This is a genomic window from Streptomyces sp. GB4-14 (assembly GCF_022696125.1).
In the GTDB taxonomy this organism is placed as follows: Bacteria; Actinomycetota; Actinomycetes; order Streptomycetales; family Streptomycetaceae; genus Streptomyces; species Streptomyces werraensis.
The window spans coordinates 5,822,752-5,846,639 of record NZ_RZHO01000002.1 but is presented as its reverse complement, the minus strand read 5'-3'; the positions used below and the strand labels follow the sequence as shown (position 1 = coordinate 5,846,639).

The following is a 23,888-nucleotide window of genomic DNA, read 5'->3' as shown; positions in this document are numbered from 1 at the left end:
CCGAAGAGGGGTGAAACGGTCGGGGTGTCAGGCGTCCCCGTAGGCCTCCCCGCCCAGTTCGAGGCGGGCGGTGCCGGAGGTGGCGTCGGCGAGCCAGGCGCGGAAGGCGTCCACGTCGGCGTCGGGGAGGCCGATCTCGATGGTGACCTCCTCGCCGTAGCGCACGTCGCGCACCTCGCGGCCGGTGGAACGCAGGTCGTTCTGCACCTTGCCGGCCCGCTGGTGGTCGACGGTCACGGTGGCCAGCCGGAAGCGGCGCCGCGTGAGGGTGCCGAGCGCGTCCAGGGCCTCGCCGACCGCGCCGCCGTAGGCGCGGATGAGGCCGCCCGCGCCGAGTTTCACACCGCCGAAGTACCGGGTGACGACGGCGACGACGTAGCGCATGTCGCGGCGCAGCAGCATCTGCAGCATGGGGACGCCGGCGGTGCCGCCGGGCTCCCCGTCGTCGCTGGCCTTCTGGACGGAGGCGTCCGCGCCGATGACGTACGCCCAGCAGTTGTGGGTGGCGTCGGCGTGCTCCTTGCGGACGGCGGCGATGAAGTCCTGCGCCTCCCGCTCGGTGGCCGCCGGGGCGAGGGCGCACAGGAAGCGGGAGCGGTTGATCTCGGTCTCGTGCACACCCGCGCGGGCCACGGTGCGGTACTCGTCCTGCATCCGGCCAGCCTATGCGGCGGGCGTCAGCGCCTGCCGCGCGGGACGGCGACCGAGGTGAGCAGGGCGCCGCCGGGAACCAGGTCGCGCCATGTGGCGCCGCGCCAGTCGAGCACGGCGACGGCGGAGGTCGGGAACTTGGCGCGCACCCGGTCCAGGAGGTCGTCGAGGCCGTCGTCGGCGAGGGCGAGCACCAGGTCCTCCAGACCCGGGTTGTGGCCGACGAGCAGCAGCGTCTCGACCTCGGCGGGCGTCTCGCGGATCACCTCCAGCAGGGCGGGGACGTCCGCGTGGTAGAGACGCGCGTCGAGCCGGACCGGCGGGGGCGTGCCCCACTGGGCGGCGGCCAGCTCCCAGGTGCGGCGGGCGCGTACGGCGGTGGAGCACAGGGCGAGCCCGGGCAGGCAGTCCATGTCGGCGAGGGCCCGTCCGGCGGCGGGCGCGTCCCGGCGGCCGCGCGAGGCGAGCGGACGCTCGTGGTCGGCGACGCCTTCGGGACGGGCGGACTTGGCGTGCCGCAGCACCACCAGCCGGCGCAGGGGGCCGGACGCCGCGCGCTCGATCATGCGGGGTTTCCGAGGTCGCGGGCGAGGTCGAGGCCGAGCAGCCGGTCGGCGTAGGCGTACGTCTCGAAGCGGGCGCCGTCCGGAAAGCCGGGGTCGCCCTCCACCGCGCGGAGCGCACCGAGCACGGCGGCGGTGTCCAGGTCGTCCTCCCACGCGGCGCGCAGGCCGGCGCGCACCTCGTCGGGCACGGGGCGTGAGGGCCGCCGCGCCCAGTCGGCGACCGCGTTCCGCCAGCCGTGGAGGGTGTCTCCTGCCCGCTCCAGCGCGTCGGCGTCGATCACCGCGGGCACGTTCCTCGGGTGTGTGAGCAGCGCGAGGCGCAGGGCGGCCTGGTCGGCTTCGTCCGGAGCGCCGGGGGCGGACCAGGTCACGGGGGCGACGGCGACCCGTACGCCGTCGGGCTCGCCGCCACCCTCGTCGACGACGTGGAGCACCTGGGCCTCGCCCAGCCCGGCGGCGCCCTCGCCGTGCTCGAAGGGCCGGATCCCGAGCGCGTCGGCCGCCGCGCGCAGTTCCGCGTGCCGCTCCTCGGCGGCGAGCAGCGCCCACACCGGGGTGCCGCCGAGTTCGAGGGCGCGCACGAGCAGGTCGGCGGCCAGCAGCACACGCAGGCCGGTGGGGTCGAGCCCCCGTGGGTGGGCCTCGACACGGGTCAGGCCCCGCCGGGCGGGGGCGGCGTCCACGAGCTCGCCGGTTCGGGCGTCGGTGATGCGCAGCACGAGGCGAGCGTAGGCGCGCGAGCGGGCGCACGCAGGTATCTCGCACGCTTTTCGCGCCGTCACTTGCGCGGCGCCACTCGTGGAGGCGCGCGGGGCACCTCGTGGGAGGAGCGTGAGGCCCCTCGTGGCAGGCGCGCGGCGCCGGGAATCACCGCGCCGTGCGCCTGGTTGACGGGCACGTCAGCTCAATCATGCTTCGAATTTCGGGAGGCCGACGGTGTACGGCGACGACGCAACGGTCCGCAAGATCCTCACCGAGTCCGGTGACACCTGGGCCGTGGTCGGCCTGTCCTCCAACCGGCAGCGCGCCGCGTACGGGGTCGCGCAGGTGCTCCAGCGGTTCGGCAAGCGGGTGGTGCCGGTGCACCCCAAGGCGGAGACGGTGCACGGGGAGCAGGGGTACGCCTCGCTCGCGGACATCCCCTTCGACGTGGACGTGGTGGACGTGTTCGTCAACGGCGACCTGGCGGGCGCGGTCGCGGACGAGGCGGTGGCCAAGGGCGCCAAGGCCGTGTGGTTCCAGCTCGGGGTGGTCGACGAGGAGGCGTACGCGCGTACACGTGCGGCGGGTGTGGACATGGTGATGGACCGCTGCCCCGCCATCGAGATCCCGCGGCTCGCCTGAGAGGTCCGCTCGTCGGGCCCGCCGGTTCCGGGCGGCGGGGTGACGCCATAATGGCGCGATGACCGAGACGCCTGCCTCCCCCAACTCCCCTGCTCCGCAACGGTTTCCGGTTGTCGTGGTGGGCGCGGGGCCCGCCGGGCTCACCGTGGGGTGCGTGCTGCGGGCGGCCGGGGTGGACTGCCTGGTGCTGGAGAGCGGGACGCGGGAGTTCGTCGAGCAACGGCCGCGGGCCGGGGTGATCGAGGAACCGGTGGTGCGCGGCCTGGAGCGGCGGGGTCTCGCCGGGAACCTGCTGGAGCGGGCCCGACGGGACACCGCCTGCGAGTTCCGCTTCGACGGCGGGCGCCACCTTTTCGACTACCACGAGCTGACGGGCGGCCACCACTGGGTGTATCCCCAGCAGTTCCTGGTCACGGACCTGGTGCGGGAGTACGCGGACGTGCGCGGCGGGGCCGCGCGGTTCGGGGTGCGGGACGTGCGGGTGCACGGCGTGGACGGGGACCGGCCGTCGGTGTCGTACGTCTGTCCGGAGAGCGGCCGCCGGGAGGTCGTCGTGTGCGACTTCGTCGCGGGGTGCGACGGCGCGCGCGGGGTGACCAGGGCGGCCGTCGCCGGGCGGGCCGGGGTGGCGCGGCACGACTACGGCATCGGCTGGCTGGCGCTGCTCGCCCAGGCGCCGCCGTCCGCGGACCGCGTGCTGTTCGGCTGCCATCCGGACGGGTTCGCCGGGCAGATGCCCCGCAGTCCCGAGGTGACCCGCTACTACCTCCAGTGCCCGCCCGGCGACGCCCCGGAGAACTGGCCGCACGAGCGGGTGTGGGCGGAGCTGCGCCGCCGGCTGGGCGCGGCCGGCGCGGAGCCGCTGACCGAGGGTCCGCTGATCGAGAAGCGCGTGCTGGACATGCACGACTATGTCACCGAGCCGATGACCTTCGGCCGCCTCTGCCTCGCCGGGGACGCGGCGCACCTGGTCGCGCCGATCGCCGCCAAGGGCCTCAACCTGGCCCTGCACGACGCGTTCGCGCTGGGCGACGCCCTCGTCGCACTGCTGCTGAGGGGCGACGAGGCCGGGCTGGCCGGCTACTCGCAGGCGCGCCTGCGGCAGGTGTGGGACTACCAGGAGTTCTCCCAGTGGCTGTCCGAGCTGTACCACGGCGGTGCGACGGGCGACCCCTTCCGCGCGGGCACCGCGCTCGCGCGGCTGCGCCGTCTGTTCAGCTCGCCGGCCGCCGCGGCGGCCTTCGCCGAGCGGTACCTGGGCACGGCCGCGCGGTACTGACGCCCGCGCGGCCCGCCCGGCTGGTTCGGCCGGTTCGGCCCGCTCAGGCGGCGGGCTTGCCGAGGCCCTCCAGCACGACCGCGCCCGGCAGTTCGGCGAACGCCTTGCCCGGCACCAGCAGCTTTCCGCGCCGCCGCCCGCTGCCGACCAGCACGTACGGCAGGTCCACGACGGCCGCGTCCACCAGCACGGGCCAGCCCTCGGGCAGCCCGACGGGGGTGATGCCTCCGTACTCCATGCCGGTCTCCTCCGTCGCCGTGTCCATCGGCGCGAAGGACGCCTTGCGTACGCCTAGATGGCGGCGCACCACCCCGTTCACGTCGGCCCGGGTGGTGGACAGTACGACGCACGCGGCGAGCGTGGTCTCCCCGCCGCGCTTGCCCGCCACCACCACGCAGTTCGCCGACCGCTCCAGCAGGTCGCTGCCGTAGTGCTCGACGAAGACGGCGGTGTCGGCCCACTGCGGGTCCGTCTCGACGTAGAGGATCCGGTCGGCGGGGACGCTGCCGCTCCAGGCGCGGACCGCGGCGGCGACGGGGGCGGTCAGCTCGTCGAGGCAGTCGGGGGCGGGGACGGCCTGGCCGAAGTTTCCGATGGGTGCGCGCATGACGGCACGGTAACAGCGGGCGGGGCGGTGTCCGGAGCCCGTCTCACTGCGCGGGCGGCACCGACACGGTCATGATCATCTCCATCGGCCCGTCGCCCGCGTTGCCGTACGTGTGGGGGGCGTTGGCCTCGAAGGAGGCGCTGGCGCCGGCCGGCACCCGGTGCTCCTCCCCGTCGACGGTGAGGGTCAGCTCCCCGGCCGTGACGTGGACGAGTTCGACCGTGCCCTCGGGGTGCGGGTCGGAGTCACTGCTCTCCCCCGGCATCAGCCGCCACTCCCACATCTCGAGCGGGCCGAGCGCCTCGGTGCCGGTCAGCAGCCGGCTGTAACTGCCGCGTTCGGTGTGCCACAGGCGGACCGTGCGGTCGGCGGGGACGATCCGGACGTTCGGTCCCCGCTCGTAGTCGAGCAGCGTGGGCACGCTGACGCCGAGCGCGTCGCCGATCTTGACGATCGTGCCGATGCTCGGGTTGGTGCGGGCCTGCTCGATCTGGATGAGCATGCCGCGGCTGACGCCCGCCCGGGCCGCGAGCATGTCCAGGGTGAAGCCGCGCTCGGTGCGCCAGCGCTTGACGTTGCGCGCCAGGGACCGGGTCAGCAGGTCGAGGTCCGCCACGTTCCGTCCGTTTCGACTGTCCGGATGATGCACCCGGTGGTTCACCGCACTGTACTGCGAGGCCGTGCGGGTACGGCGCGGACGTCAGGCGCCGGGCTCCGACCCGGCCAGCCGCGCGGCGCCGTGCGCGTCCAGCCCGGCCTCGTCCAGCTCCGCGAGGCGGGCCACGCTCTCCTCGTCGAGCCGCGACAGCGCCCGCAGCTGGTCGGGCGTGACGTCGTCGGGGAGCGGCACGGGCGGCGGGGTGCGCAGCGGCGGCTGCCAGCCCTCGTCGGGCGTCCAGCGGCGTACGACCCGGGCGGGCGCGCCCGCGACCACGCAGTGGTCCGGCACCTCGCCCCGGACGACCGCGCCCGCGGCCACCACCACGTTCTTCCCGACGCGCGCGCCCGGCAGGATCACCGCGCCGGTGCCGATCCAGCAGCCGGGGCCGATCTCCACCGGCTCCATCCGCGGCCACTGCTTGCCGATGGGCTCGTGCGGGTCGTCGTAGGAGTGGTTGGTGGAGGTGACGTAGACGTACGGGCCGAAATAGCAGTCGCTGCCGATGGTCACGGTGGTGTCGGCGATGACATGGCTGCCGCGGCCGAGCACGACGCCGTCGCCGATGCGCAGGATCGGCTCGGGGCCGAGGTCGAGGCCGGGCATCAGTCCCGCGGTGAGGGTGACCTGCTCGCCGACGATGCAGTGGGAGCCGATGCGGATCCAGGGCTCGCCGAAGACCGTGCCGAGCGGGAAGGCGAGTCTGGTACCTGTTCCCATCGCGCCGAAGCGGAAGCGGCCGGGCTGTTCGGCGGTCACCGAGCCCGTGCGCTGCACCCAGGCCCAGCCCGCGTGGACCGCGCGCTGGGCGAGGCGGCGCGGCCAGGACGAGAACGTGTTCTTGCGCTTCGGCACCCGCTCACCGTAGTCCGCGGGCGCGACGGGTACGGGCCGGCGCCCCTGTGATCTTCACCCCACCGGGTGGCGTACCGTTCCCCCGACGTCCGACTAGGAGGCGAGATGACGCACCAGGCTCTGATCACCGGCATCGGCGGCAGGGAGCCGCGGATCGACGAGGGGGCGTTCGTGGCGCCCACGGCGAGCGTGATCGGCGACGTGACGCTGCACGCCGGGGCGAGCGTCTGGTACGGCGCGGTACTGCGGGGCGACGTGGAGTCGATCACCGTGGGCGCGAGCAGCAACGTGCAGGACAACTGCACCCTGCACGCCGACCCCGGGTTCCCGGTGAGCGTGGGCGAGCGGGTGTCCGTCGGGCACAACGCGGTCGTGCACGGGGCGACCGTGGAGGACGACTGCCTGATCGGCATGGGCGCGACGGTGCTGAACGGCGCGGTGATCGGCGCGGGCTCCTTGGTCGCCGCGCAGGCCCTTGTCCCCCAGGGCATGCGGGTCCCGCCGGGTTCCCTGGTCGCGGGCGTCCCGGCGAAGGTGCGGCGGGAGCTGACGCAGGAGGAGCGGGAGGGGCTGACCCTCAACGGGACGATGTACGCGGAACTGGCGAAGGCGCATCGGGATCAGCACGAGGGCTGAGAGACGGGCGCATGAGGGTGTCCGTCGCACCGGCGCCCTTGTGGGTGCCGGCCGGGCAGCCGACCCAGGGGCGCGGGGAACCGCGCGAACGGCCCTCACCGGCCCCCACCCGGCGCTCGGCCGCAAGGGCGTACGTCAGTCGCCGACCGGCGCCGGAGCCGGCGTCGGTTCCGCGGCGGCCGCCGTCCTCTTCGCCTTGCGCTTCAGCACCAGCATCGACGTCACGCCGATCAGCACCGCCAGCACCAGCCCCAGCCAGGAGAACCGCTTCAGCCAGGACTCCGCGACGATCCCCACGTAATAGATGACCGCCGTCGTGCCGCCCGCCCACACGATGCCGCCGAGGACGTTGGCGATCAGGAACTTCCAGTACGGCATGCGCAGCACACCCGCGAGCGGGCCCGCGAAGATGCGCAGCAGGGCGACGAAGCGGCCGAAGAACACCGCCCACATGCCCCACTTCTGGAAGGACCGCTCGGCGGTCGCGATGTGCGCCTCGCCGAAGTGGCGGGGGAACTTGCCGCCCAGCCAGGCCAGCAGCGGACGTCCGCCCTTGCGGCCGATGGCGTAGCCGATCGAGTCGCCGATGATCGCGCCGGCGGTGGCGCAGACGCCGAGGATCACCGGGTCGATGTCACCGTGCTGGGAGGCCAGCAGCGCCGAGGAGACCAGGATGATCTCGCCGGGCAGCGGGATGCCCAGGCTCTCCAGCCCGATGACGATTCCCACCAGCGCGTACACGGCGACCGCGGGTACGGTCTCGAGCCATTCCTGGACGTGCAACGCCTCTTCCTCCGGTCCGCCGATGCCGTGTGTCCGTGCGTGTGCGTGCCGCCCGGTCGAGGGGGGCACGGTCGGGAAGCCTACCGGGTCGGGGTAAGCCGTCCGGTCAGGGCCGTTCGCCGCGCCACCCGGGCCGGTCGGCCCATGCGCGCGGCGGCGGACGGGCGGACTCTGGAAGCAGCCGGCGGAGATGCCGACGACGCCCCGCACTTCGTATCCGGGAGGCCCGCCATGTTCGCTCCCCCGTCCCCCAGCCTGCCGCGTGCCCTGCCCGCAGAGCACCGGGAGCGGCTCATGGCCGCCGCGCGCGAGGTGTCCTTCCCGCAAGGGACCCGGCTGTTCGAGGAGGGCGGCCGGGCGGACCGGTTCTGGGTGATCAGGACCGGCACCGTGGAGCTGGACATGCGGGTGCCGGGCCGCCGGCCCCTCGTCATCGAGCGGCTCGGGCACAACGAGTTGGTCGGCTGGTCGTGGCTGTTCCGTCCGCACGTCTGGCACCTGGGCGCAGAGGCGGCCACCCCGGTGCGGGCGTACGAGTTCGATGCCGCGTCCGTCCTCGCCCTGTGCGACGGGGACGCGGAGCTGGGCCGTGAGGTGACCCGCTGGGTGGGCGAGGTGGTGGCCCACCGGCTGCACTCGGCCCGGATCCGGCTGCTCGACCTGTTCGGCCCGTACGGCGCCGGCGCGGCTGTGTGAGGGAGGCCGCCCGCGCCGCAGGGGGCTCACCGGTCCGTCCGTGGGACCGGTGAGCTCCTGCCTCGCGTCGGGGCCCGCGGTCCGTGGACCCGCTTGCTACGTCCCCGTCAAAGGGCAGTGACCGAATCGTGTCGGGGCGCGGCTAGGGTGGCTGCCCATGTGGCCAGGACAGCAGCCGCCCGGGGGCGAGCAGAACCCGCAGTCGAACAATCCGTACCAGCAGCCGGGGTACCAGCAGCCGAATCCGTACCAGCAACCCGGCTACCAGCAGCCGAACCCGTACCAGCAGCAGCCGCAGTGGGGCCAGCCGTCCACCGTGGGCATGCCGCAGCCGGGGGACGGCGGCGGTGGCGGCAACCGTACGAAGCTGGTGGCGATCATCGCGGCGACGGCGGTGGTCGTGGCCGCGGGCGTGACCGGTTTCCTGGTGCTCGGCGGCGACAAGGACGACGAGGCGGACGGCAAGAAGCCCGCGAGGCCGAGCGCGACCGCGTCCAAGGACGCCTCCGCCGAGCCGGCCCCCTCGGCCTCGGGGGGCAACCCGCGCGGCGGCGAGGGCGAGAAGGCGACGATCCCGGGCTGGCAGGTCGTCGTGAACACCCGTTTCGGCACCAAGTTCGACGTCCCGGGTGACTGGGAGATCGAGTCGCCGGGCACCTCCGTGGGCTTCGAATGGGAGGAGAAGGACGGTGAGATGGGCCGCACCACCGTCACCGCCCCCGCCTACCTGAAGTCCAAGTGGTGCACCGAGGACGAGAACAAGGACGGCCGCACCGAGGACACCGCGCTCGCCACCGCCGGCACCCGCGGCGAGAACGGCGCGAAGGACACCAAGGAGGCGGCCGAGACCCGTGTGCCGTGGTGGATCTTCGGCGGTTACACGCAGCCCGACAAGAAGAGCGTGAAGTACGACGCGCCGAAGCCGTACACCACGAAGTCCGGGATCACCGGGCATGTGGCCACGGCGCACTCGGAGGGCACGCCGCAGAAGGGCAAGTGCGACAGCGAGGGCAAGGCGATCACGTTCGCCTTCAAGAACGGCGCGGGCGACTTCGTCACCTGGAACCTGTACGGCGCGGCGGGCGTGAAGGACGAGATCCCCGAGGCGACCGTGCAGAAGATCCTCAGCACGGTCCGGCTGACCGAGGAACCGCCGACGGAGTCGTGACGGTCCGGGCCCGCGCGTGTGCGGGCCCGGTACCCATTTGGCAAGTCGGCCTTCTCCCGGCGATAGTCACCGGGTGCCGACCTCCGCCGCCCGCCGCCGCCCCGCCTGGGCCGGCCGCAACTACACGCTGCTGACCGCCTCCGCCGTGGTGACCAACCTGGGCAGCCACGGCGCGCTGATCGCCGCCGCGTTCGCCGTGCTGGGCGCGGGCGGCGACGGCGGGGACGTGGGCCTGGTGGCCGCCGCCCGCACCCTGCCGCTCGTGCTGTTCCTGCTGATCGGCGGCGCCGTCGCCGACCGGCTGCCGCGGCACCGGGTGATGGTCGCGGCCAACGCCGTGAACTGCGCCTCACAGGCCGCGTTCGCCGTCCTGGTCCTCGCGGGTGAGCCGCAGCTGTGGCAGATGATGGTGCTCAGCGGGCTCGGCGGCGCCGGGCAGGCGTTCTTCAACCCCGCCGCCGAGGGCATGCTGCTGTCCTCCGTCGACGGCGAACAGGCCGGCCGCGCGTTCGCCGTGTTCCGTATGGCGATGCACGGGGCGACCCTGGGCGGCGCCGCGCTGGGCGGGGCGATGGTCGCCGCGATCGGGCCCGGCTGGGTGCTGGCGGTGGACGCGGCGGCCTTCGCCGTCGCGGCGGTGCTGCGGGCGTTCCTCGACGTGAAGCACATACCGCCGCGCGTGCCGGGCGGCGGTGTGCTCGCCGACCTGCGGGACGGCTGGCGGGAGTTCACCGGCCGGCCGTGGCTGTGGGGCATCGTCGTGCAGTTCTCCGTCGCCAACGCGGTCGTCGGCGCGGCCGACGCGGTCTACGGTCCCCTCGTCGCCCGCGACCATCTGGGCGGGCCGGCTCCCTGGGGCGTCGCGCTGGCCTTCTTCGGCGGCGGCACGGTGGCGGGCGCGCTGCTGATGACGCGCTGGCAGCCGCGCCGTCTGCTGCTGGTGGGCACCCTGTGCGTGTTCCCGCTGGCCCTGCCGTCCGCGGCGCTCGCGGTGCCCGTGCCGGTGGCGGTGCTGTGCGCGGTGATGTTCCTGACGGGGCTGTCCGTGGAGGTGTTCGGCGTCTCCTGGATGACCGCACTGCACCAGGAGATACCGGAGGAGAAGCTGTCGCGGGTGTCCGCGTACGACTGGTTCGGGTCGGTCGCGCTCGTCCCGGCGGCGATGGCCCTCGCGGGGCCGACGGAGACGGCGTTCGGCCGGCCGGAGGCGCTGTGGGGCTGCGCGGCGCTGGTCGTCGTGGTCACGGCGGCGGTCCTGACGGTCCCGGACGTACGCAACCTGCGCCGCCGCACGAAGCAGGTCGCGTGCGCCTTGCCGGGCGCGCAGGAGGAGGTCGGGGACGGTACGGCCGTCGGGTAGCCGTGGCTCGGTGGGGGCCGTTCGCGACCAGCCGCCGTCGCCCTCAAGGGGCCGCGGGGAGTCGCCCCCTAACCGATCGCGAACGCCCCCGACGGCGGCAGCGGTGACGGCACCGCCGTCGCCTCGTGCACGGGGGACGCGTCCCCCACCAGGCGCCGCAGGGACTCCCCGTGCTCCACCCGCGCCGGGAACGGATCCCCCGCGACCGCCCGGGCCAACGCCGATACGTCCAGCGCACGGTCGGAGGCCGCGAGCACCATGTTGCCGAAGCGGCGGCCGCGCAGAACCGCGGGTTCGGCGACGAGCACGGGTTCCGCGAACCGCCTCCCCACCGTCGCCACCTGCGACCGCACGAACGCGAACGGCGCCGCGTCCGCCAGGTTGGCGAGGTACACCCCGCCGCCCCGCAGCACCCGCGCGACCTCGTCCACGTAGCCGACGGTGGTCAGATGCGCCGGCACCTGCGACCCCCCGAACACGTCCGCGACCACGACATCCGCGCTGTCGTCGGGCGCCGCCTCCAGCCACGTACGCGCGTCCGCCGTGTGCACGGCGACACCGGCCCCCGCCGGCAACGGCAGATACTCGGCGACCAGCGCGGCCAGCCCCGCGTCGGCCTCCACCACGTCCTGACGTGACCCCGGCCGGCTGACGGCCAGATACCGCGGCAACGTCATCGCCCCGCCCCCGAGATGCACCACGTCCAGCGGGGCCCCGGGCTCGCCGGCCACGTCGAGCACGTGCCCCAGCCGCCGCGCGTACTCGAACTCCAGGTGCGTCGGCTCGTCCAGGTCGACGTAGGACTGCGGGGCGCCGTCGACGGTCAGCAGCCAGGCCCGTGCCCGGTCGATGTCGGGCATCAGCTTGGCGGTGCCGTGGTCGACGGCGCGGGACACGGGGAGGGACTCGTTCACCGTCCCATTGTGCCGCCGCGCCGCCGCCCGGCCGCGTCAGAGGTTCACACGACCTCCGTCACCGTCCCGGCCCCGACCGTGCGCCCGCCCTCGCGGACGGCGAAGCCGAGCCCCGGCTCGAGGGGCACGTCACGCCCCAGCTCCACGGTGACGGTCACCGTGTCCCCGGGCCGCGCCACCGCCGCCTCGCCGAGGTCGACGTTCCCGACGACGTCCGCGGTGCGGATGTAGAACTGCGGCCGGTAGCCGGTCGACAGCGGTGTCGTCCGGCCGCCCTCACGGGCGGACAGGACGTACAGCCGCGCCGTGAACCGCCGGCTGGGCGTCACGCTGCCCGGCGCGGCCACCACGTGTCCGCGCCGCACCGCGTCGCGCGGCACCCCGCGCAGCAGCAGCGCCACGTTGTCGCCGGCCTGCGCCTCCTCCATGGGCTTGCCGAAGGTCTCCAGACCGGTCACGACGGTCTCGGTGTCCGCGCCGAGGACCTGCACCTTGTCGCCGACCCGGACGGTGCCGCGCTCCACCGCGCCGGTGACGACGGTGCCGCGGCCGGTGATGGTGAGCACGTTCTCCACGGGCAGCAGGAACGGCGCGTCCAGATACCGCTCCGGCACGGGCACATAGGTGTCGACCGCGTCGAGCAGCGCCTCGATCGACGCGGTCCACCGCGGGTCGCCCTCCAGCGCCCTGAGCCCGGACACCCGGACGACGGGCGCCGCGTCACCGCCGTAGCCGTGCGCGGTGAGCAGCTCGCGGACCTCCAGCTCGACCAGGTCGGTCAGCTCCTCGTCGCCCGCGTCGGCCTTGTTGAGCGCGACGACGATGTGGTCGACGCCCACCTGCCGGGCGAGCAGCACGTGCTCGGCGGTCTGCGGCATGATCCCGTCCAGCGCGGAGACGACGAGGATCGCCCCGTCGAGCTGGGCGGCGCCGGTGACCATGTTCTTCACGTAGTCGGCGTGGCCGGGCATGTCGACGTGCGCGTAGTGCCGGGTGCCGGTCTCGTACTCGACGTGCGCGATGTTGATGGTGATGCCGCGGGCGGCCTCCTCCGGGGCCCGGTCGATGCGGTCGAACGGCACGAAGGTGCCGGCGCCCCGCTCGGCGAGGACCTTGGTGATGGCGGCGGTCAGGGTGGTCTTGCCGTGGTCGACGTGGCCCATCGTGCCGATGTTGAGGTGCGGTTTGGTGCGGATGTACGCCGTCTTGGACATGGCGGTACCTGGAAGCCTCTCAGGTGATGACGCGTCAGGCCCCGGGCGCGGCGGATCGGCGCGCGGCCGGGACGGGGACCCCGGGAAACCGGCCGACCCTCCCCCTGCGGGGTCCGCCGGGCGATCCGGGGAGGGTCAGCTTCGGGCGCCGTCGACTGCGGCGGCGAGGACGGTGACGGCAGCCTTCGGGGCATCCGCGACGGCGGATGCTGCGAGAAGGAAGGCGTACCGGAACATGACGACGATCCTTGCCGACGCAGCGCCCCGCGTCGACCCATTTTTCCGCGAAGCGGAAGTCCGCCCTACGCTTCGGCGGCTCCCACCGCTCACGCCCCGATGTTCTTCAGCGCCTCCCGCACCGACAGCGGCGCGAACCGGTCGCCCTCCCGCGCGACGAAGTCCCGTACCGCGTCCGGGTCGGTCTTGGCGTACTCGCGCAGGGCCCAGCCGATGGCCTTGCGGACGAAGAAGTCGGGGTGGCCGGACTGGCGCAGACAGTAGTCGAAGAGGCGCCCGGTGTCGGTGCGCTCCTTGTAGCGGAGCTGGTGCAGCAGCGCGGTGCGTACGAGCCACATGTCGTCGTCGGCGCTCCACCGGTCCATCTCGGCGGTGAGCGTGGCGTCGGCGGCGACCAGCGCACCGACGACGTGCGCGGCGAGCAGGTCGACGGTGTCCCACCAGGGCACGGTGGTGACGAGGTGCCGGGTGACGGGCAGGAAGCCGGAGGAGCACCTCCGTACGTGCCGGCGCAGGTGGTCGACGGCGAAGTAGTGGTACTCCCGCTCGGGCAGCTCCCAGCAGCGCAGCGCGATCGCCGTGCAGTCGGCCTCGGACGGGCGGGGCAGTCCGGCCTCGACGGTGCGGGACAGGGCGCGGCGCACCGGCGTCTTCAGTCCCAGGAAGGGCGCGACGTCCTTCATGTACGCCCGCATGGCGTCGGCCGCGACCGGATCGGCGGCGGACGCGTACGCCGCGACGAGCCGCTCCAGCACCGTGTCGGCCAGCGTGCTGTCCGGCACCCGCGGCGGTGCCGGACCGTCTTCTGTGACGCGCATGAGACGAACACTACGGCGATCTCGCACATATGTCGGTTAGTGTCACCGGATGCTCGATGCCACCAACCGCTCTGGGGGCACCGCCACGGCCCGCCCCCGGGCCGGCTCGTCCGACCTCGCGGTCGCCGTCCCCACGGCCGCTCCCGTTCTCGCGCCCGCTCCCGGCTTCGCCGGCCGGTGCGCGAGAGTCCTGCTGTCGCCGTGGTCCCGGCTGTCCCTGCTGGTGGTGCTGCTCGCCTCGGCGGCGGCGGCCATGGTGGTGCTGGAGCCGCATCATCTGCTGACGGACGGCCTGCCGGCCCGGCTCGGCGGTGTCGTGGGCGTCGTCGCCTACGCGGTGGCGTACGGGGCGTGCACGGTGGCGTTCGTGCCGCGTCCGCTGCTGAATCTGGCCGCGGGGGCGCTGTTCGGCTCGCAGTTCGGTCTGGTCGCGGCGCTGGGCGGGACGGTGCTGGGCGCCGGTCTCGCGTTCTGCCTGGGCCGGGTGCTCGGCCAGGAGGCGCTGCGTCCGCTGCTGCGCGGGCGCTGGCTGAAGGCCGCGGACCACCAGCTCAGCCGGCACGGTTTCCGGTCGATGCTGGCGGCGCGGCTGTTCCCCGGCATTCCGTTCGCCGCCGCCAACTACTGCGCCTCGGTATCCCGGATGGGCCTGCTGCCGTTCCTGCTGGCGACGGCGCTCGGTTCGATCCCGAACACCGCCGCCTACGTGGTGGCGGGCGCCCGCGCCTCCACCCCGACGTCCCCGGCCTTCCTGATCGCACTGGCGTGCATCGCCGTGCCGGGTCTCGCCGGGGCGGTCGTGGCGTGGCGCAAGCGGCACCGGCTGCGGGGCCGGTAGGAGGGCCACCGGGGCCGTCCGGCCCCGCGGTCCGTCAGACCCGTTCCAGGATCATCGCGTTGGCGAGTCCGCCGGCCTCGCACATGGTCTGCAGGGCGTAGCGCGCGCCGCGCTCCCGCATGGCGTGGACCAGGGTGGTCGTCAGGCGGGTGCCGCTCGCGCCGAGCGGGTGGCCGATGGCGATGGCGCCGCCGTGCACGTTGACCTTGGCGAGGTCGGCGCCGGTCTCCTGCTGCCAGGCGAGGACCACGCTGGAGAACGCCTCGTTGACCTCGAACAGGTCGATGTCGTCGAGCGAGAGTCCGGCCCGGCGCAGCACCTTCTCGGTGGCCGGGACGACGCCGGTCAGCATCAGCAGCGGGTCGGAGCCGGTGACGGCGAAGCTGTGCAGCCGTGCGAGGGGGCGCAGGCCGAGCCGGGCCGCCGTCTCCCCGGCCATGACGAGGACGGCGGACGCGCCGTCGTTGACGGGGCTGGCGTTGCCGGCGGTCACGTTCCACTCGATCTGCGGGAAGCGCTCGGCGACGTGCGGGTCGTGGTAGGCGGGCCGGAGGCCGGCCAGGACCTCGGTGCTGGTGTCCGGGCGCACGCACTCGTCGCGGGTGACGCCCTCCAGCGGCGCCACCTCGGCGTCGAACAGTCCCGCGTCCCAGGCCGCGGCGGCCCGGCGGTGCGAGGTCACGGCGAAGGAGTCCATCTGCTCGCGGGTGACCGACCACTTGGCGGCGATGAGTTCGGCGCTGATGCCCTGCGGGACGAGCCCCTCCGGGTAGCGGGCGGCGATCCCCGGACCGAACGGGTCCTTGCCCTCGGGCACGTTGGACCACATGGGCACCCGGCTCATGGACTCCACACCACAGGCGACGGCGATGTCGTACGCCCCGGAGATGACGCCCTGGGCGGCGAAGTGCACGGCCTGCTGGGAGGAGCCGCACTGGCGGTCCACGGTGGTGGCGGGCACGGACTCGGGCAGTCCGGCGGAGAGGGCGGCGTAGCGGGTCGTGTTCATGGCCTGCTCGCCGACCTGGTCGACGGCGCCGCCGATGACGTCGTCGATCAGCTCCGGGTCGACGCCCGAGCGTTCGACGAGGGTGCGCAGGGTGTGGGCGAGCAGTTCCACGGGGTGGACGTGGGCGAGGGCGCCGTTGGGCTTGCCCTTCCCGACGGGTGTACGTACGGCTTCCACGATGACTGCGTCACGCATGGTGCGGGCCTCCTTGGCCGGACCGGTTCAGGACGGGATGCCACCGGGGCGTTGCTACCGGTGAGTAGGAAATCCGAACTCACCATAACGCCGCGCGTTGGAAAATCAAACCCACAGGGGGCCGTGCCCGTAGACTGGCCCCATGGCCGCCTCAAAAGACCCGCGCCCCTGCTCGATCGCCGACGCCCTCGCCCTCGTCGGCGAGAAGTACTCCCTGCTCGTGCTGCGCGAGGTGTGCCTCGGCAACGGCCGCTTCGACCAACTCGTGCGCAACATCGGCGCGCCGCGCGACATCCTGGCCGCACGGCTGCGCCGGCTGGTCGACGCCGGGATCCTGACCAAGCGTCCGTACAGCGAGCGCCCGCAGCGCTTCGAGTACCGGCCCACCCAGGCGGGTCTCGAACTGGAGCCCGTGCTGTGGACCCTGAAGGAGTGGGGCGACCGGCATCTGCGGGCCGACAGCGGCACGCCGATGATGCTGGAGCACCACTGCGGCAACGAGTTCGTGCCGGTCGTCACCTGCCGGGCCTGCGGCGAGGAGGCGCGGCACCGGGAGCTGACCGCGCACCCCCGGGTCCCGGGCTGGACGGTGGGCGGTCCGGCGGCCGCCTGAGCGTCACCCGTACGGACGCGGCGGGTCATCGCACCTTCGCCGGGGCTTCATCTCCGGGCGCTACAGTTCGCCTCCGGCGCGCCCGATGATCGACCGCACCGCAGCCGGCGGTGGGGGTGTGCCCTTCGACCTTTCCGCGATCGGCACTTGGACTTCGCTGCCCCATGTCTTGGTTCGAATCCCTGATCCTCGGCCTCGTCCAGGGTCTGACCGAGTTCCTGCCCGTCTCCTCCAGCGCGCACCTGCGGCTGACCGCGGCCTTCTCCGGCTGGGAGGACCCCGGAGCCGCCTTCACCGCGATCACGCAGATCGGCACGGAGACCGCGGTGCTGATCTACTTCCGCAAGGACATCGGGCGCATCCTGTCCGCGTGGTCCCGCTCGCTCACCGACAAGGAGATGCGCCGGGACCAGGACGCGCGCATGGGCTGGCTGGTCATCGTCGGCTCGATCCCGATCGGCGTGCTCGGGGTGACGCTCAAGGACCAGATCGAGGGCCCCTTCCGCGATCTGCGGCTCACGGCGGCGATGCTGATCGGCATGGGCGTCGTCCTGGGCGTCGCCGACCGGCTCGCGGCGCGCGCGGAGAACGGCGGACGGCACCGGGTGGCAGCGCCCCGCAAGGAGCTGGGCGACCTGACGGTCCGGGACGGCCTGATCTACGGGTTGTGCCAGGCGATGGCCCTGATCCCGGGCGTCTCCCGCTCCGGGGCCACCATCAGCGGCGGCCTGTTCATGGGCTACCGGCGCGAGGCCGCTGCCCGTTACTCGTTCCTGCTGGCCATCCCCGCCGTGCTGGCGTCCGGCCTGTTCGAGCTGAAGGACGCGGCGGACGGCGGACACGTCTCCTGGGGTCCGACGCTGTTCGCCACGGTGATCGCGTTCGCCACCGGGTACGCGGTGATCGCCTGGTTCATGAAGTTCATCTCGACCAAGAGCTTCATGCCGTTCGTCTGGTACCGGGTCGCGCTCGGCCTGGTGGTGTTTCTGCTGGTCAGCGCGGGTGTTCTGAGCCCTCACGCGGGCGAGTCGGCCGGTTAGACGTACAGGTTCATGCGTGTTCCGGTCAGCTGAACTGCGTGGGATATCGCGTAATAGTTCGCAGAAACGCGTAGTCAGTCGCGGCAATCTGGGGCCGGATTCTCCCATCCATCTCCCAGCTACCTCGTATTGAATGAGTGGAGCCACCCTCCAGGCCGCTACTTGGGAGGTAGGTCCTGCAGCCCGGAGGGTGGCACCACAAACCAGCGGCCGACGCCGGCCTGACCGCTGGTCGCTTTCCTGTGCGCCGCGCCGAGGCGGCTTTGCTGCGGCACTCGCCCTGTGGTCCTGTCCTCCTGTTGCCCGGTTCGCCCTGGGCCCTGCATCTCCGGGAGCCGGTTCACTCGAAGGGGTGAACACGTGTTCGATTCGTGGACACTACAGGGAGCCCTGCGGCGTATGCCAGTGCCACAGGGCAACCGAAGATTCATGATCGAAAAGTGCCTCAAATCTGCTGCTGACTTATGATCATGATCCGTAAACGGTTGGTCGAGTGCCAGCCGAACTGCCCGAGTGGGTCCCCGCGGCCCGCCGCGCGGTCGGCGACCGCATCCGCGTGCGACGCATCCACCAGAACATGACGCAGGAGTCCCTCGCCCACGCCGCCGGCATCGACCGGTCGACGATCCAGCGCATGGAAGGGGGGCACGAGATGAAGCTCAGCCACCTGCTCCTCGTGGCGCACGTTCTGCGGGTACACGTCACCGACCTCCTGCACGGCTGATTCACACCGCTGCGGCCGATTCCTGACCGGAGTTATAGACCGAAATTCAACAGGAGGTTGATCCGGATGGGAAGTGGATGACAGCACCCATTTCACGAACGCCCCTTAACTGGCAGTACAACCTCTGGCCTGCGTTTTCCTGTCAGACAACGACACCGGGGCGATCACTGCCCTGGAGGTAAAGCCGTCCGGCTCGAGGCGGTCCCCCACACCTTCCGCATGGACTCTTCGGCGACCCGGCGCCAGGTGCGGTACAGCTCCCCAGCCGGCGGGCACGGGCTGCCGTCGACGCGGCGGCAGGTGCCGCACAGGTAGAGGGTGTGCTCGACGTAGGCCCGCCAGGCCTCTTGCATGGGGCTGAGGCGCACGCTGGGCGGAACCCCAGTCTGCCGTCTACCCGATGCGGGCTCGGGGCTCTTAGGCTCGTCCACGTCGACGCTCCGATCGTCGGCTCGCCTCCGGGGTGGCGGCCCACGCTCCCCGGGGGCTCTCGCATGTAATTGCACGATACCCCTGCGGGATAGGCGGTATAGGTCGTATGGGTCGTCTGATCTCGCGTACTCCGATAGGCCCGCCTAGCGTCACGGATCATGAGATGGGAGCCGGAGATTCCGAGGTGGCGGCAGGTGTACGCCGTGATGTCGGAGCGCATCCTCGACGGCACCTACCCGCCAGGCGGCCGGCTCCCCTCCGCGATGGCAGTGTGCGACGAGTTCGGCATCAGCCAGGTCACCGCGAAACGCGTGCTGAAGGAGCTGCGCGCGGCGGGCCTGGCGGAGATGCAGCCGGGCATCGGCACGTTCGTGACGGAGTTGCCGCAGCCGCCCGCCGGGAAGTCGTAGCCCGTGTCCGAGGGGGCTCCTAGACTGGTCGGCATGTCCCCCGAGTCTCTGTCTCGCGGCCCGTTGCGGTCTGCTGAGGAGCTGAACGCGGCGATTCGCGCCCTGTTCCCTCACAGGGATGCGCGGCTGTCGGATGAGCAGCGGGCGGAGTACCGGGCGCTGCTGGCGGAGCTGGAGCAGGTCGAGCGCGGGGACGTGACGACCGCGGCGTAGGCTCCCGGTCGTGAGCGACTTCGACTTCCCTGATGACCTGCTGGCGGCTGAGCGTGAGGCGTGGGCGGCGATCCAGGCTGGCGCGTTGACGCCGGAGCTGGCGGGCGCGGTGCAGGACCGGCTGACCGCCTACGCGACCGAGGCCGGGGTTGACCGGTACAAGGCGGAGATGGCGCTCAAGCGGGCCGTGCGGCACCCGGAGGGTTAGGGGACCGGAAGGCAGGGGGGAACACGAGCCCTCGATATGTGTCACCTTCTCGGCATGACCGATCTACCGAACTCGTGCCGCCGCTCGGAAGTGCGGGCACTACCCCGTCCTCGCTGCGAACACTGCGGCCGCACCATGCGCCTGCTCACCGCCAACGCTGCCGGCCTGTACGACGACGACCCAGATCCGCTCGTCACCATCCGGCCCGAGTGCTCCACTCTCGGCTGTCGAGGGAATGGGCCCGGCCTCTGACAGCAGCGGCCCCGCCTGCGTGACCAGACGGGGCGTTCTCAGCACTGCGCCAGCATGGGCTGATAGTCCGGCCAGTTTACGAGGGGCCGCTGACAGCGCCGGGGCGTCGCGTCGACAGCACGTACAGGCCGGGCCGCTGCCCCGCGGCGCGCGGGCCGGGCAGGGGCGGGGTGTCGCGCGGGCGACGGCGGAGGATCTGTCGCAGGGCGCGGTCGCGGGACGGGTACGGGCGGACGCTCATGCCGGCAGCCTGCCAGACGATCACGGCCTGGCCGGCCACTCCGTCAACGTCTCGCCGGTCTCCTCGTCCGCCAGGGTGATGTGGGTGCCGGGCCGTCCGTACTGGCCGACGAGTCCGGCGAACTGGCGTCGGGCGACCGGCTCGGCGTTCCACCAGCCGTGGAGTGCGGGCCGGCCGTCGAGGACGAGGGTGACGCGGTAGCGGCCGGGGGTCATGCGAGTCGGATCCCGCGCGCCGTGCCGGGCTCGCGGACGATGGCGCCCTTCGCTTCGAGCTCGCGCAGCTGGTAATGGACCGACGACGGGCGCATGCCGACGGCGGCGGCGAGTTCGGCCACGGTGGGGGCGTCGCCCTCGATGGCAATGGCCCGCCGGATGTGGCGGAGGATCTCCTCCTGCCGGTCGGTGAGGTGCTCCACCTTGTGGTTGGCCATGCCCCCAGTAGAAACCTTGTTCGAATTTTGGCGCAAACTGATCTCGTGACCGACCTGCCGCCCGACCTGCCGCGACTCCGCACCCTGGAGACGTGGCTCGCCCTCACCCTCGACGAGGTGCGGCGCGCCATCGCGGCGGCCGAGCAGCGGGAGGCGGAGCATCAGCGTGGCATCGAGCGGCGGCCACCCGCGCCGGACTGGCTCCTCGAGATGGGCCTCAACCGCGACGCACCCCCAGTGCAGGTACACGTCGGCGGCTGCTGGAACGCGGGCAAGCGAGTCCGGGGCATCGGTCGGGACGAAGCCTTGCGTGCGCTCGCCGACGGGGTGAAAGCCTGCGGAGCCTGCCGGCCCGACTCGGAGCTCGGCTTCCTGGAGGGCTAGCCGTCCACCAGCGGCAACTGCTCCGGACTCACATCGTCCCGTACCCGCAGGTAGCGCACCGGATGCCGCCACCGGCCCGCGTCCACCGCGGTGTCCCCAGTGAACTCGACCACGACGTCGGGCACGACCGGCCGGTGGTCGATCGTCTCCTTGCTCCCCCACCCTGCGGAGAAGCGGCGGCCCTGCCACGGGTGCATCTCGTCACCCCAGTACAGGCGCGCCCCGACCTCCCGGCTCGCCGTCCGCGACAGCGGCGCCGTCCGGGCCACGAACCGCAGCCGACCGTCGCTGTCGTAGCGGCCGAGAAGCAGTGTCGAGGGGGCGGTCACCCGGCCGGTCACCGAGCCGACGACCGCCTCCGCCGACGCCCGGGCACGCACCTTGAGCCAGCCACGGCGGCCCGGCTGGTAGGTCTGGGCGAGCCCTTTCACGACGACGCCCTCGATGCCGACGGCGCCCCAGGCGGGGTCGAGCCAGTCGGATGCGGTGGTCCGGTCGGTGGTGGCCGGGCAGAGCGCGAACGGCGGGCCCAGGATCCCGTCCGCGAAGAGGCCCTCGAGCAGGGCGCGGCGGGCTTGGTAGGGCTGGTCGAGGAGTGGCCCGTCGGCGGTGTCGAGGACGTCGAACACGATCAGGTGCGCGGATGCTGTGCGGGCAGCATTGCGGGCGGTCGCGCCGCGGTAGCGGGAGCGGCGCTGCAGCTCCCCGAAGTCGAGATGTCCCTCGGCAGCGACGACCAGCTCACCGTCGAGGACCAAGGGCGGCAGCACCCGTGCAGCGGCGCCGATCTCCGGGAAGGCGGGGCCAAGGTCGGAGCCGTTGCGAGACTGCAGGACCGCGCGGTCGCGACCGGCGAAGAGGATCGCCCGATAGCCGTCCGGCTTCTGCTCGAAGGCAAGGCCGCCAGGCAAGGCGCTGTCGCGCGGCAGCGTGGGGCGGGCCTCGGCCAGCATCGGCTGGAGCGGTGGGGTGAGCGCCACAAGATCAGATGTAGGGGGTGCGGGCGGCGGGCGCACGTCGAGTGCGGCGGCCGGGCAAGCAGAAGGCCCGCCACGACGGGGGTTGCGTGGCGGGCCTACCGGCAGTCTGGCACGTCAGTCGAACCGGTATCCGATGAACACGTAGTTCCAGAGGGGCCCATCATCAGCGGTCGATGGCCGTGGGGTGTAGACGGCGACGCGGCCGTCCGGCAGCGAGTGGTGGACGCTGTCGGGTGGCGTCGTGGGGTCGCCGGTGATGTGCGGGATTGTGCGCCCGTCGAGCGGGCCGCCCTGTAGCCCGATCTCATAGGTGTCGAACGCGGGGACGTCCATCAGTTCTCCTGCCTGGTGTGCGGTCGAACCCCAACCGCGATAGGCCCCGCGCCTGCCACCTAGGTAGGGCACGATCAGCGCTCTGTCTTAGGCACCTTCCCCCTGGCCCTTCTCCAGCCGCTCCCCCAGCCGGGCGGCGAGGGCGTAGGCGGGGTGGTTGTCGAGTTGTCGGCGGCGTCGGTTGTACCGCTGGGTGGTGCGCGGGTCGGAGTGGGAGACGGCGTCTTGGACGTCCTGCAACGGCACCCCGTTGGCGAGGTTGTCGGTGATGAACTGGTGCCGCAGGGTGTGGGGCTTGATGGACGCGGCTTGTGGGATGCCGGCGCGGCGGGCGAGGACGCGGAGGTGCTTCCACACTTCGGGCTGCGACCAGCGGCGGCCGGAGTCCGTCACGAAGAGGGGCCCGTCAGTGCGGTCGCCGAGGTAGTCGAGGAGCGCGTCGAGGGCAAGCGGCGGCACGGGCGCGGGCCGGCGCTTGCCACCCTTCTGGGTGAGGGGCAGGGTGCGGTGCCCTCGGTCGTAGCCGAGCTGGTCGGCGTTGAGGGAGAGGAGTTCGTCGACGCGGGCGCCGGTGAGGTAGAGGAGCATGACGAGGGCGTAGGAGCGGGGCGCCCAGTCGCGCGCGGTTTCGATGAGCCGCATCGTCTCGGCTTCGGTCATGCCTTCGGTGGGGCTGTAGTCGGGGTCGACGTAGGGCCGGTTGACGGCGGCGAATGGGTCGGTGTCGACGGCTTGGAGGCGGGCGGCGTAGGTGTAGAAGCTCCCGGCGGCGGCGAGGGCTTGGGCCTGGGTGGTCTCGGCGGGTGGCTTGCCGTTGCGGGTGGGCGTCTTGGCGAGGTGCTTGGCGTAGGCGTCGGCGAGCGGCAGCTTCGCCTGGAGCGGGTGGATGCCGGCGCTGCGGGCGTACTCCTCCCACGCCTTGAAGGTGCGGACGTAGGCCCGCCGGGTGTGGCGGGACTTTTGGCGGGCGATCCATCCTCCGGCGATGGTGGGTAGCGGGTCGCGGTCGCAATAGATGCCCGCGAGGTGGTCGGTGAGTGCACGGGCTTCGTCAGGCCAGTCGTCGCGGGGGTCGTGCCGGTCGGTCGACAGCTCCGCCGACGGGCGCGGGACGAGAGGGGTCACTCGCCCTCCTGATCGCTCCGCCAGTTATCGCACGCCTGGCAGTGCTCGTCGTCGGATTGGTTCTCGGTGCCGCACAACTCGCACGTCCAACGGGTCCGGGTTTCCACGGCGATCCTCCTTGTGTTGGATAACTGTCATTATCAACCATAGACTTGAGCCGCGTCAGCCGTTCCGAGCAAGCAAAAACCCCGCCCTCAGAGAGAGCGGGGTGGGTTGCGCGGGCCCCGAGAGACCTTGACCGTCGAGCGGTTCCGGCGTGCGCGCCCTGCCGTGCTCCTAGGGTACGGCGTGCGCACGCGATATGGCATGTTATCGAGAGTCGGTAGTCGCACGGCGTGCGCGCGGCGCGATGGCGCCGAGCACCTCAACTAGGGTCCAGCCCATGAACACTTACTCAGGACCAGCCGTCCTGCTCGTCGAAGACGGCAGCAAGTTCGACACCGAGGCGGAGCTCAGCAAGGACGCATCCGGCAGCTGGAGCGGGACACTCACCCTCCGCGACGCCACGCTGTTCCGCACCCTGCTCAACGTGACCGACGGTCATCTGCTCGTCAACGGCCAGCCGGGCGAGTTCATCCGCCCGGACACCTCGGACTGGGTTGCCAACCTGGACGGGCCGCGCGTGATGCGCATCCTCGGCAGCGGTCCAGCACCGTTCTGACGCAACGTGCG

At 72.6% G+C, this 23,888-nt stretch carries 32 protein-coding genes; 15 read left to right on the top strand and 17 right to left on the bottom strand.

Translation table 11 applies throughout. The features are described 5' to 3' along the window. Window positions 1-27: 27 nt before the first annotated feature. From ELQ39_RS28165 to ELQ39_RS28155, 3 genes are read right to left on the bottom strand one after another with little or no spacing between them, the layout of a single operon-like run. Complete coding sequence (locus ELQ39_RS28165; RefSeq protein WP_225644875.1) at window positions 28-654, bottom strand: YigZ family protein; 627 nt, start codon at window positions 652-654, stop codon at window positions 28-30. 23 nt (window positions 655-677) lie between these two features. After that, window positions 678-1,217: a SixA phosphatase family protein gene (locus ELQ39_RS28160; protein ID WP_242594678.1), complete on the bottom strand. Its 540-nt coding sequence runs from the start codon at window positions 1,215-1,217 to the stop codon at window positions 678-680. Further along, window positions 1,214-1,936 (bottom strand): hypothetical protein, encoded by a 723-nt coding sequence (locus ELQ39_RS28155; protein ID WP_242594677.1) that lies wholly within the window; start codon window positions 1,934-1,936, stop codon window positions 1,214-1,216. The genes ELQ39_RS28160 and ELQ39_RS28155 overlap by 4 nt, the downstream gene beginning before the upstream one ends. Window positions 1,937-2,153: 217 nt before the next feature. On the opposite strand from ELQ39_RS28155, the gene ELQ39_RS28150 reads away from it, so the two are divergent. Both ELQ39_RS28150 and ELQ39_RS28145 read left to right on the top strand, forming a co-directional pair. Continuing rightward, entirely contained in the window at window positions 2,154-2,561 is a 408-nt protein-coding gene (locus ELQ39_RS28150) for a CoA-binding protein (protein ID WP_190003960.1), read from the top strand. 58 nt (window positions 2,562-2,619) lie between these two features. After that, entirely contained in the window at window positions 2,620-3,840 is a 1,221-nt protein-coding gene (locus ELQ39_RS28145) for a 4-hydroxybenzoate 3-monooxygenase (RefSeq protein WP_242594676.1), read from the top strand. A 43-nt stretch (window positions 3,841-3,883) separates the two neighbouring features. On the opposite strand, the gene ELQ39_RS28140 is transcribed toward ELQ39_RS28145, so the two are convergent. The 3 genes from ELQ39_RS28140 to ELQ39_RS28130 form a co-directional block, all read right to left on the bottom strand. Beyond that, window positions 3,884-4,447, bottom strand: a complete 564-nt coding sequence (locus ELQ39_RS28140) for a YbaK/EbsC family protein (protein WP_242594675.1) — start codon at window positions 4,445-4,447, stop codon at window positions 3,884-3,886. Window positions 4,448-4,490: 43 nt separating this feature from the next. Next, entirely contained in the window at window positions 4,491-5,063 is a 573-nt protein-coding gene (locus ELQ39_RS28135; protein WP_190003612.1) for a helix-turn-helix domain-containing protein, read from the bottom strand. An 84-nt stretch (window positions 5,064-5,147) separates the two neighbouring features. Further along, window positions 5,148-5,960, bottom strand: a complete 813-nt coding sequence (locus ELQ39_RS28130) for an acyltransferase (RefSeq protein WP_242594673.1) — start codon at window positions 5,958-5,960, stop codon at window positions 5,148-5,150. Between the two features lie 105 nt (window positions 5,961-6,065). Between ELQ39_RS28130 and ELQ39_RS28125 the strand changes: the two genes are divergently transcribed. Beyond that, on the top strand, window positions 6,066-6,596 hold the full coding sequence (locus ELQ39_RS28125) for a gamma carbonic anhydrase family protein (protein WP_242594671.1): 531 nt from the start codon (window positions 6,066-6,068) through the stop codon (window positions 6,594-6,596). Between the two features lie 135 nt (window positions 6,597-6,731). Here the strand turns inward: ELQ39_RS28125 and ELQ39_RS28120 are convergent, their stop codons facing one another. Continuing rightward, complete coding sequence (locus ELQ39_RS28120; RefSeq protein ID WP_190003609.1) at window positions 6,732-7,379, bottom strand: DedA family protein; 648 nt, start codon at window positions 7,377-7,379, stop codon at window positions 6,732-6,734. 231 nt (window positions 7,380-7,610) lie between these two features. Between ELQ39_RS28120 and ELQ39_RS28115 the strand changes: the two genes are divergently transcribed. The 3 genes from ELQ39_RS28115 (at window position 7,611) to ELQ39_RS28105 (ending at window position 10,603) form a co-directional block, all read left to right on the top strand. Then, complete coding sequence (locus tag ELQ39_RS28115) at window positions 7,611-8,075, top strand: cyclic nucleotide-binding domain-containing protein (protein ID WP_225644868.1); 465 nt, start codon at window positions 7,611-7,613, stop codon at window positions 8,073-8,075. Window positions 8,076-8,232: 157 nt separating this feature from the next. Then, complete coding sequence (locus ELQ39_RS28110; RefSeq protein ID WP_190003607.1) at window positions 8,233-9,243, top strand: hypothetical protein; 1,011 nt, start codon at window positions 8,233-8,235, stop codon at window positions 9,241-9,243. 73 nt (window positions 9,244-9,316) lie between these two features. After that, window positions 9,317-10,603: an MFS transporter gene (locus ELQ39_RS28105; RefSeq protein ID WP_242594669.1), complete on the top strand. Its 1,287-nt coding sequence runs from the start codon at window positions 9,317-9,319 to the stop codon at window positions 10,601-10,603. A 68-nt stretch (window positions 10,604-10,671) separates the two neighbouring features. On the opposite strand, the gene ELQ39_RS28100 is transcribed toward ELQ39_RS28105, so the two are convergent. From ELQ39_RS28100 to ELQ39_RS28090, 3 genes are all read right to left on the bottom strand, one after another. Further along, window positions 10,672-11,517, bottom strand: a complete 846-nt coding sequence (locus ELQ39_RS28100; protein ID WP_242594667.1) for a spermidine synthase — start codon at window positions 11,515-11,517, stop codon at window positions 10,672-10,674. A 44-nt stretch (window positions 11,518-11,561) separates the two neighbouring features. Further along, window positions 11,562-12,731: an elongation factor Tu gene (gene tuf, locus ELQ39_RS28095; RefSeq protein WP_190003604.1), complete on the bottom strand. Its 1,170-nt coding sequence runs from the start codon at window positions 12,729-12,731 to the stop codon at window positions 11,562-11,564. A gap of 326 nt (window positions 12,732-13,057) precedes the next feature. Then, the gene (locus ELQ39_RS28090; protein ID WP_242594665.1) at window positions 13,058-13,786 is read right to left on the bottom strand and encodes a DNA alkylation repair protein; all 729 of its coding nucleotides are present in this window, start codon (window positions 13,784-13,786) and stop codon (window positions 13,058-13,060) included. Window positions 13,787-13,835: 49 nt separating this feature from the next. On the opposite strand from ELQ39_RS28090, the gene ELQ39_RS28085 reads away from it, so the two are divergent. After that, window positions 13,836-14,624 (top strand): TVP38/TMEM64 family protein, encoded by a 789-nt coding sequence (locus tag ELQ39_RS28085; RefSeq protein WP_190003602.1) that lies wholly within the window; start codon window positions 13,836-13,838, stop codon window positions 14,622-14,624. Between the two features lie 34 nt (window positions 14,625-14,658). On the opposite strand, the gene ELQ39_RS28080 is transcribed toward ELQ39_RS28085, so the two are convergent. After that, window positions 14,659-15,828, bottom strand: coding sequence for a thiolase family protein (locus ELQ39_RS28080; RefSeq protein WP_242594663.1), 1,170 nt, complete (start codon window positions 15,826-15,828; stop codon window positions 14,659-14,661). 142 nt (window positions 15,829-15,970) lie between these two features. Here ELQ39_RS28080 and ELQ39_RS28075 point away from each other — a divergent pair, with 142 nt between their 5' ends. The 6 genes from ELQ39_RS28075 to ELQ39_RS28050 all read left to right on the top strand — a co-directional run bounded on the left by ELQ39_RS28075 (window position 15,971) and on the right by ELQ39_RS28050 (window position 19,468). Further along, on the top strand, window positions 15,971-16,441 hold the full coding sequence (locus ELQ39_RS28075) for a winged helix-turn-helix transcriptional regulator (RefSeq protein WP_225629244.1): 471 nt from the start codon (window positions 15,971-15,973) through the stop codon (window positions 16,439-16,441). Window positions 16,442-16,605: 164 nt separating this feature from the next. Continuing rightward, window positions 16,606-17,481: an undecaprenyl-diphosphate phosphatase gene (locus ELQ39_RS28070; RefSeq protein WP_242594661.1), complete on the top strand. Its 876-nt coding sequence runs from the start codon at window positions 16,606-16,608 to the stop codon at window positions 17,479-17,481. Between the two features lie 493 nt (window positions 17,482-17,974). Further along, entirely contained in the window at window positions 17,975-18,205 is a 231-nt protein-coding gene (locus ELQ39_RS28065) for a helix-turn-helix domain-containing protein (RefSeq protein ID WP_242594658.1), read from the top strand. 590 nt (window positions 18,206-18,795) lie between these two features. Then, on the top strand, window positions 18,796-19,047 hold the full coding sequence (locus ELQ39_RS28060) for a winged helix-turn-helix domain-containing protein (RefSeq protein WP_242594656.1): 252 nt from the start codon (window positions 18,796-18,798) through the stop codon (window positions 19,045-19,047). Window positions 19,048-19,080: 33 nt separating this feature from the next. Further along, window positions 19,081-19,260 (top strand): hypothetical protein, encoded by a 180-nt coding sequence (locus ELQ39_RS28055; RefSeq protein WP_242594654.1) that lies wholly within the window; start codon window positions 19,081-19,083, stop codon window positions 19,258-19,260. Window positions 19,261-19,270: 10 nt separating this feature from the next. Further along, complete coding sequence (locus tag ELQ39_RS28050) at window positions 19,271-19,468, top strand: hypothetical protein (protein WP_242594652.1); 198 nt, start codon at window positions 19,271-19,273, stop codon at window positions 19,466-19,468. A 328-nt stretch (window positions 19,469-19,796) separates the two neighbouring features. On the opposite strand, the gene ELQ39_RS28045 is transcribed toward ELQ39_RS28050, so the two are convergent. The 3 genes from ELQ39_RS28045 to ELQ39_RS28035 are packed head-to-tail and all read right to left on the bottom strand — an operon-like array spanning window position 19,797 to window position 20,394. Then, complete coding sequence (locus tag ELQ39_RS28045; protein WP_242594650.1) at window positions 19,797-19,961, bottom strand: hypothetical protein; 165 nt, start codon at window positions 19,959-19,961, stop codon at window positions 19,797-19,799. Between the two features lie 20 nt (window positions 19,962-19,981). After that, the gene (locus ELQ39_RS28040) at window positions 19,982-20,176 is read right to left on the bottom strand and encodes a hypothetical protein (RefSeq protein WP_242594648.1); all 195 of its coding nucleotides are present in this window, start codon (window positions 20,174-20,176) and stop codon (window positions 19,982-19,984) included. After that, complete coding sequence (locus ELQ39_RS28035) at window positions 20,173-20,394, bottom strand: LexA family protein (RefSeq protein ID WP_242594646.1); 222 nt, start codon at window positions 20,392-20,394, stop codon at window positions 20,173-20,175. Before ELQ39_RS28035 ends, ELQ39_RS28040 begins: the two co-directional genes overlap by 4 nt. A gap of 45 nt (window positions 20,395-20,439) precedes the next feature. Between ELQ39_RS28035 and ELQ39_RS28030 the strand changes: the two genes are divergently transcribed. Continuing rightward, window positions 20,440-20,778, top strand: coding sequence for a DUF6233 domain-containing protein (locus ELQ39_RS28030; RefSeq protein WP_242594644.1), 339 nt, complete (start codon window positions 20,440-20,442; stop codon window positions 20,776-20,778). Here ELQ39_RS28030 and ELQ39_RS28025 read toward each other — a convergent pair. The 3 genes from ELQ39_RS28025 to ELQ39_RS28015 form a co-directional block, all read right to left on the bottom strand. Next, a complete protein-coding gene (locus ELQ39_RS28025; RefSeq protein ID WP_242594642.1) occupies window positions 20,775-21,758 on the bottom strand; it encodes an ATP-dependent DNA ligase in 984 nt (327 codons plus the stop codon). The two genes, ELQ39_RS28030 and ELQ39_RS28025, sit on opposite strands and share 4 nt — an antisense overlap. 114 nt (window positions 21,759-21,872) lie before the next feature. Beyond that, window positions 21,873-22,091, bottom strand: coding sequence for a hypothetical protein (locus tag ELQ39_RS28020; protein WP_242594640.1), 219 nt, complete (start codon window positions 22,089-22,091; stop codon window positions 21,873-21,875). An 87-nt stretch (window positions 22,092-22,178) separates the two neighbouring features. Next, on the bottom strand, window positions 22,179-23,216 hold the full coding sequence (locus ELQ39_RS28015) for a tyrosine-type recombinase/integrase (protein ID WP_242594638.1): 1,038 nt from the start codon (window positions 23,214-23,216) through the stop codon (window positions 22,179-22,181). A 382-nt stretch (window positions 23,217-23,598) separates the two neighbouring features. Between ELQ39_RS28015 and ELQ39_RS28010 the strand changes: the two genes are divergently transcribed. Then, window positions 23,599-23,877, top strand: coding sequence for a hypothetical protein (locus tag ELQ39_RS28010; protein WP_242594636.1), 279 nt, complete (start codon window positions 23,599-23,601; stop codon window positions 23,875-23,877). The last annotated feature ends 11 nt before the right edge of the window (window positions 23,878-23,888 follow it).

Bases quoted from the DNA above. Each gene is read 5' to 3' on its own strand.
- ELQ39_RS28165 (WP_225644875.1), bottom strand. From the start codon at position 654: ATGCAGGACGAGTACCGCACCGTGGCCCGCGCGGGTGTGCACGAGACC.
- ELQ39_RS28160 (WP_242594678.1), bottom strand. From the start codon at position 1,217: ATGATCGAGCGCGCGGCGTCCGGCCCCCTGCGCCGGCTGGTGGTGCTG.
- ELQ39_RS28145 (WP_242594676.1), top strand. From the start codon at position 2,620: ATGACCGAGACGCCTGCCTCCCCCAACTCCCCTGCTCCGCAACGGTTT.
- ELQ39_RS28140 (WP_242594675.1), bottom strand. From the start codon at position 4,447: ATGCGCGCACCCATCGGAAACTTCGGCCAGGCCGTCCCCGCCCCCGAC.
- ELQ39_RS28125 (WP_242594671.1), top strand. From the start codon at position 6,066: ATGACGCACCAGGCTCTGATCACCGGCATCGGCGGCAGGGAGCCGCGG.
- ELQ39_RS28115 (WP_225644868.1), top strand. From the start codon at position 7,611: ATGTTCGCTCCCCCGTCCCCCAGCCTGCCGCGTGCCCTGCCCGCAGAG.
- ELQ39_RS28110 (WP_190003607.1), top strand. From the start codon at position 8,233: ATGTGGCCAGGACAGCAGCCGCCCGGGGGCGAGCAGAACCCGCAGTCG.
- tuf (WP_190003604.1), bottom strand. From the start codon at position 12,731: ATGTCCAAGACGGCGTACATCCGCACCAAACCGCACCTCAACATCGGC.
- ELQ39_RS28090 (WP_242594665.1), bottom strand. From the start codon at position 13,786: ATGCGCGTCACAGAAGACGGTCCGGCACCGCCGCGGGTGCCGGACAGC.
- ELQ39_RS28085 (WP_190003602.1), top strand. From the start codon at position 13,836: ATGCTCGATGCCACCAACCGCTCTGGGGGCACCGCCACGGCCCGCCCC.
- ELQ39_RS28080 (WP_242594663.1), bottom strand. From the start codon at position 15,828: ATGCGTGACGCAGTCATCGTGGAAGCCGTACGTACACCCGTCGGGAAG.
- ELQ39_RS28075 (WP_225629244.1), top strand. From the start codon at position 15,971: ATGGCCGCCTCAAAAGACCCGCGCCCCTGCTCGATCGCCGACGCCCTC.
- ELQ39_RS28070 (WP_242594661.1), top strand. From the start codon at position 16,606: ATGTCTTGGTTCGAATCCCTGATCCTCGGCCTCGTCCAGGGTCTGACC.
- ELQ39_RS28060 (WP_242594656.1), top strand. From the start codon at position 18,796: ATGAGATGGGAGCCGGAGATTCCGAGGTGGCGGCAGGTGTACGCCGTG.
- ELQ39_RS28055 (WP_242594654.1), top strand. From the start codon at position 19,081: ATGTCCCCCGAGTCTCTGTCTCGCGGCCCGTTGCGGTCTGCTGAGGAG.
- ELQ39_RS28045 (WP_242594650.1), bottom strand. From the start codon at position 19,961: ATGAGCGTCCGCCCGTACCCGTCCCGCGACCGCGCCCTGCGACAGATC.
- ELQ39_RS28040 (WP_242594648.1), bottom strand. From the start codon at position 20,176: ATGACCCCCGGCCGCTACCGCGTCACCCTCGTCCTCGACGGCCGGCCC.
- ELQ39_RS28035 (WP_242594646.1), bottom strand. From the start codon at position 20,394: ATGGCCAACCACAAGGTGGAGCACCTCACCGACCGGCAGGAGGAGATC.
- ELQ39_RS28020 (WP_242594640.1), bottom strand. From the start codon at position 22,091: ATGGACGTCCCCGCGTTCGACACCTATGAGATCGGGCTACAGGGCGGC.
- ELQ39_RS28010 (WP_242594636.1), top strand. From the start codon at position 23,599: ATGAACACTTACTCAGGACCAGCCGTCCTGCTCGTCGAAGACGGCAGC.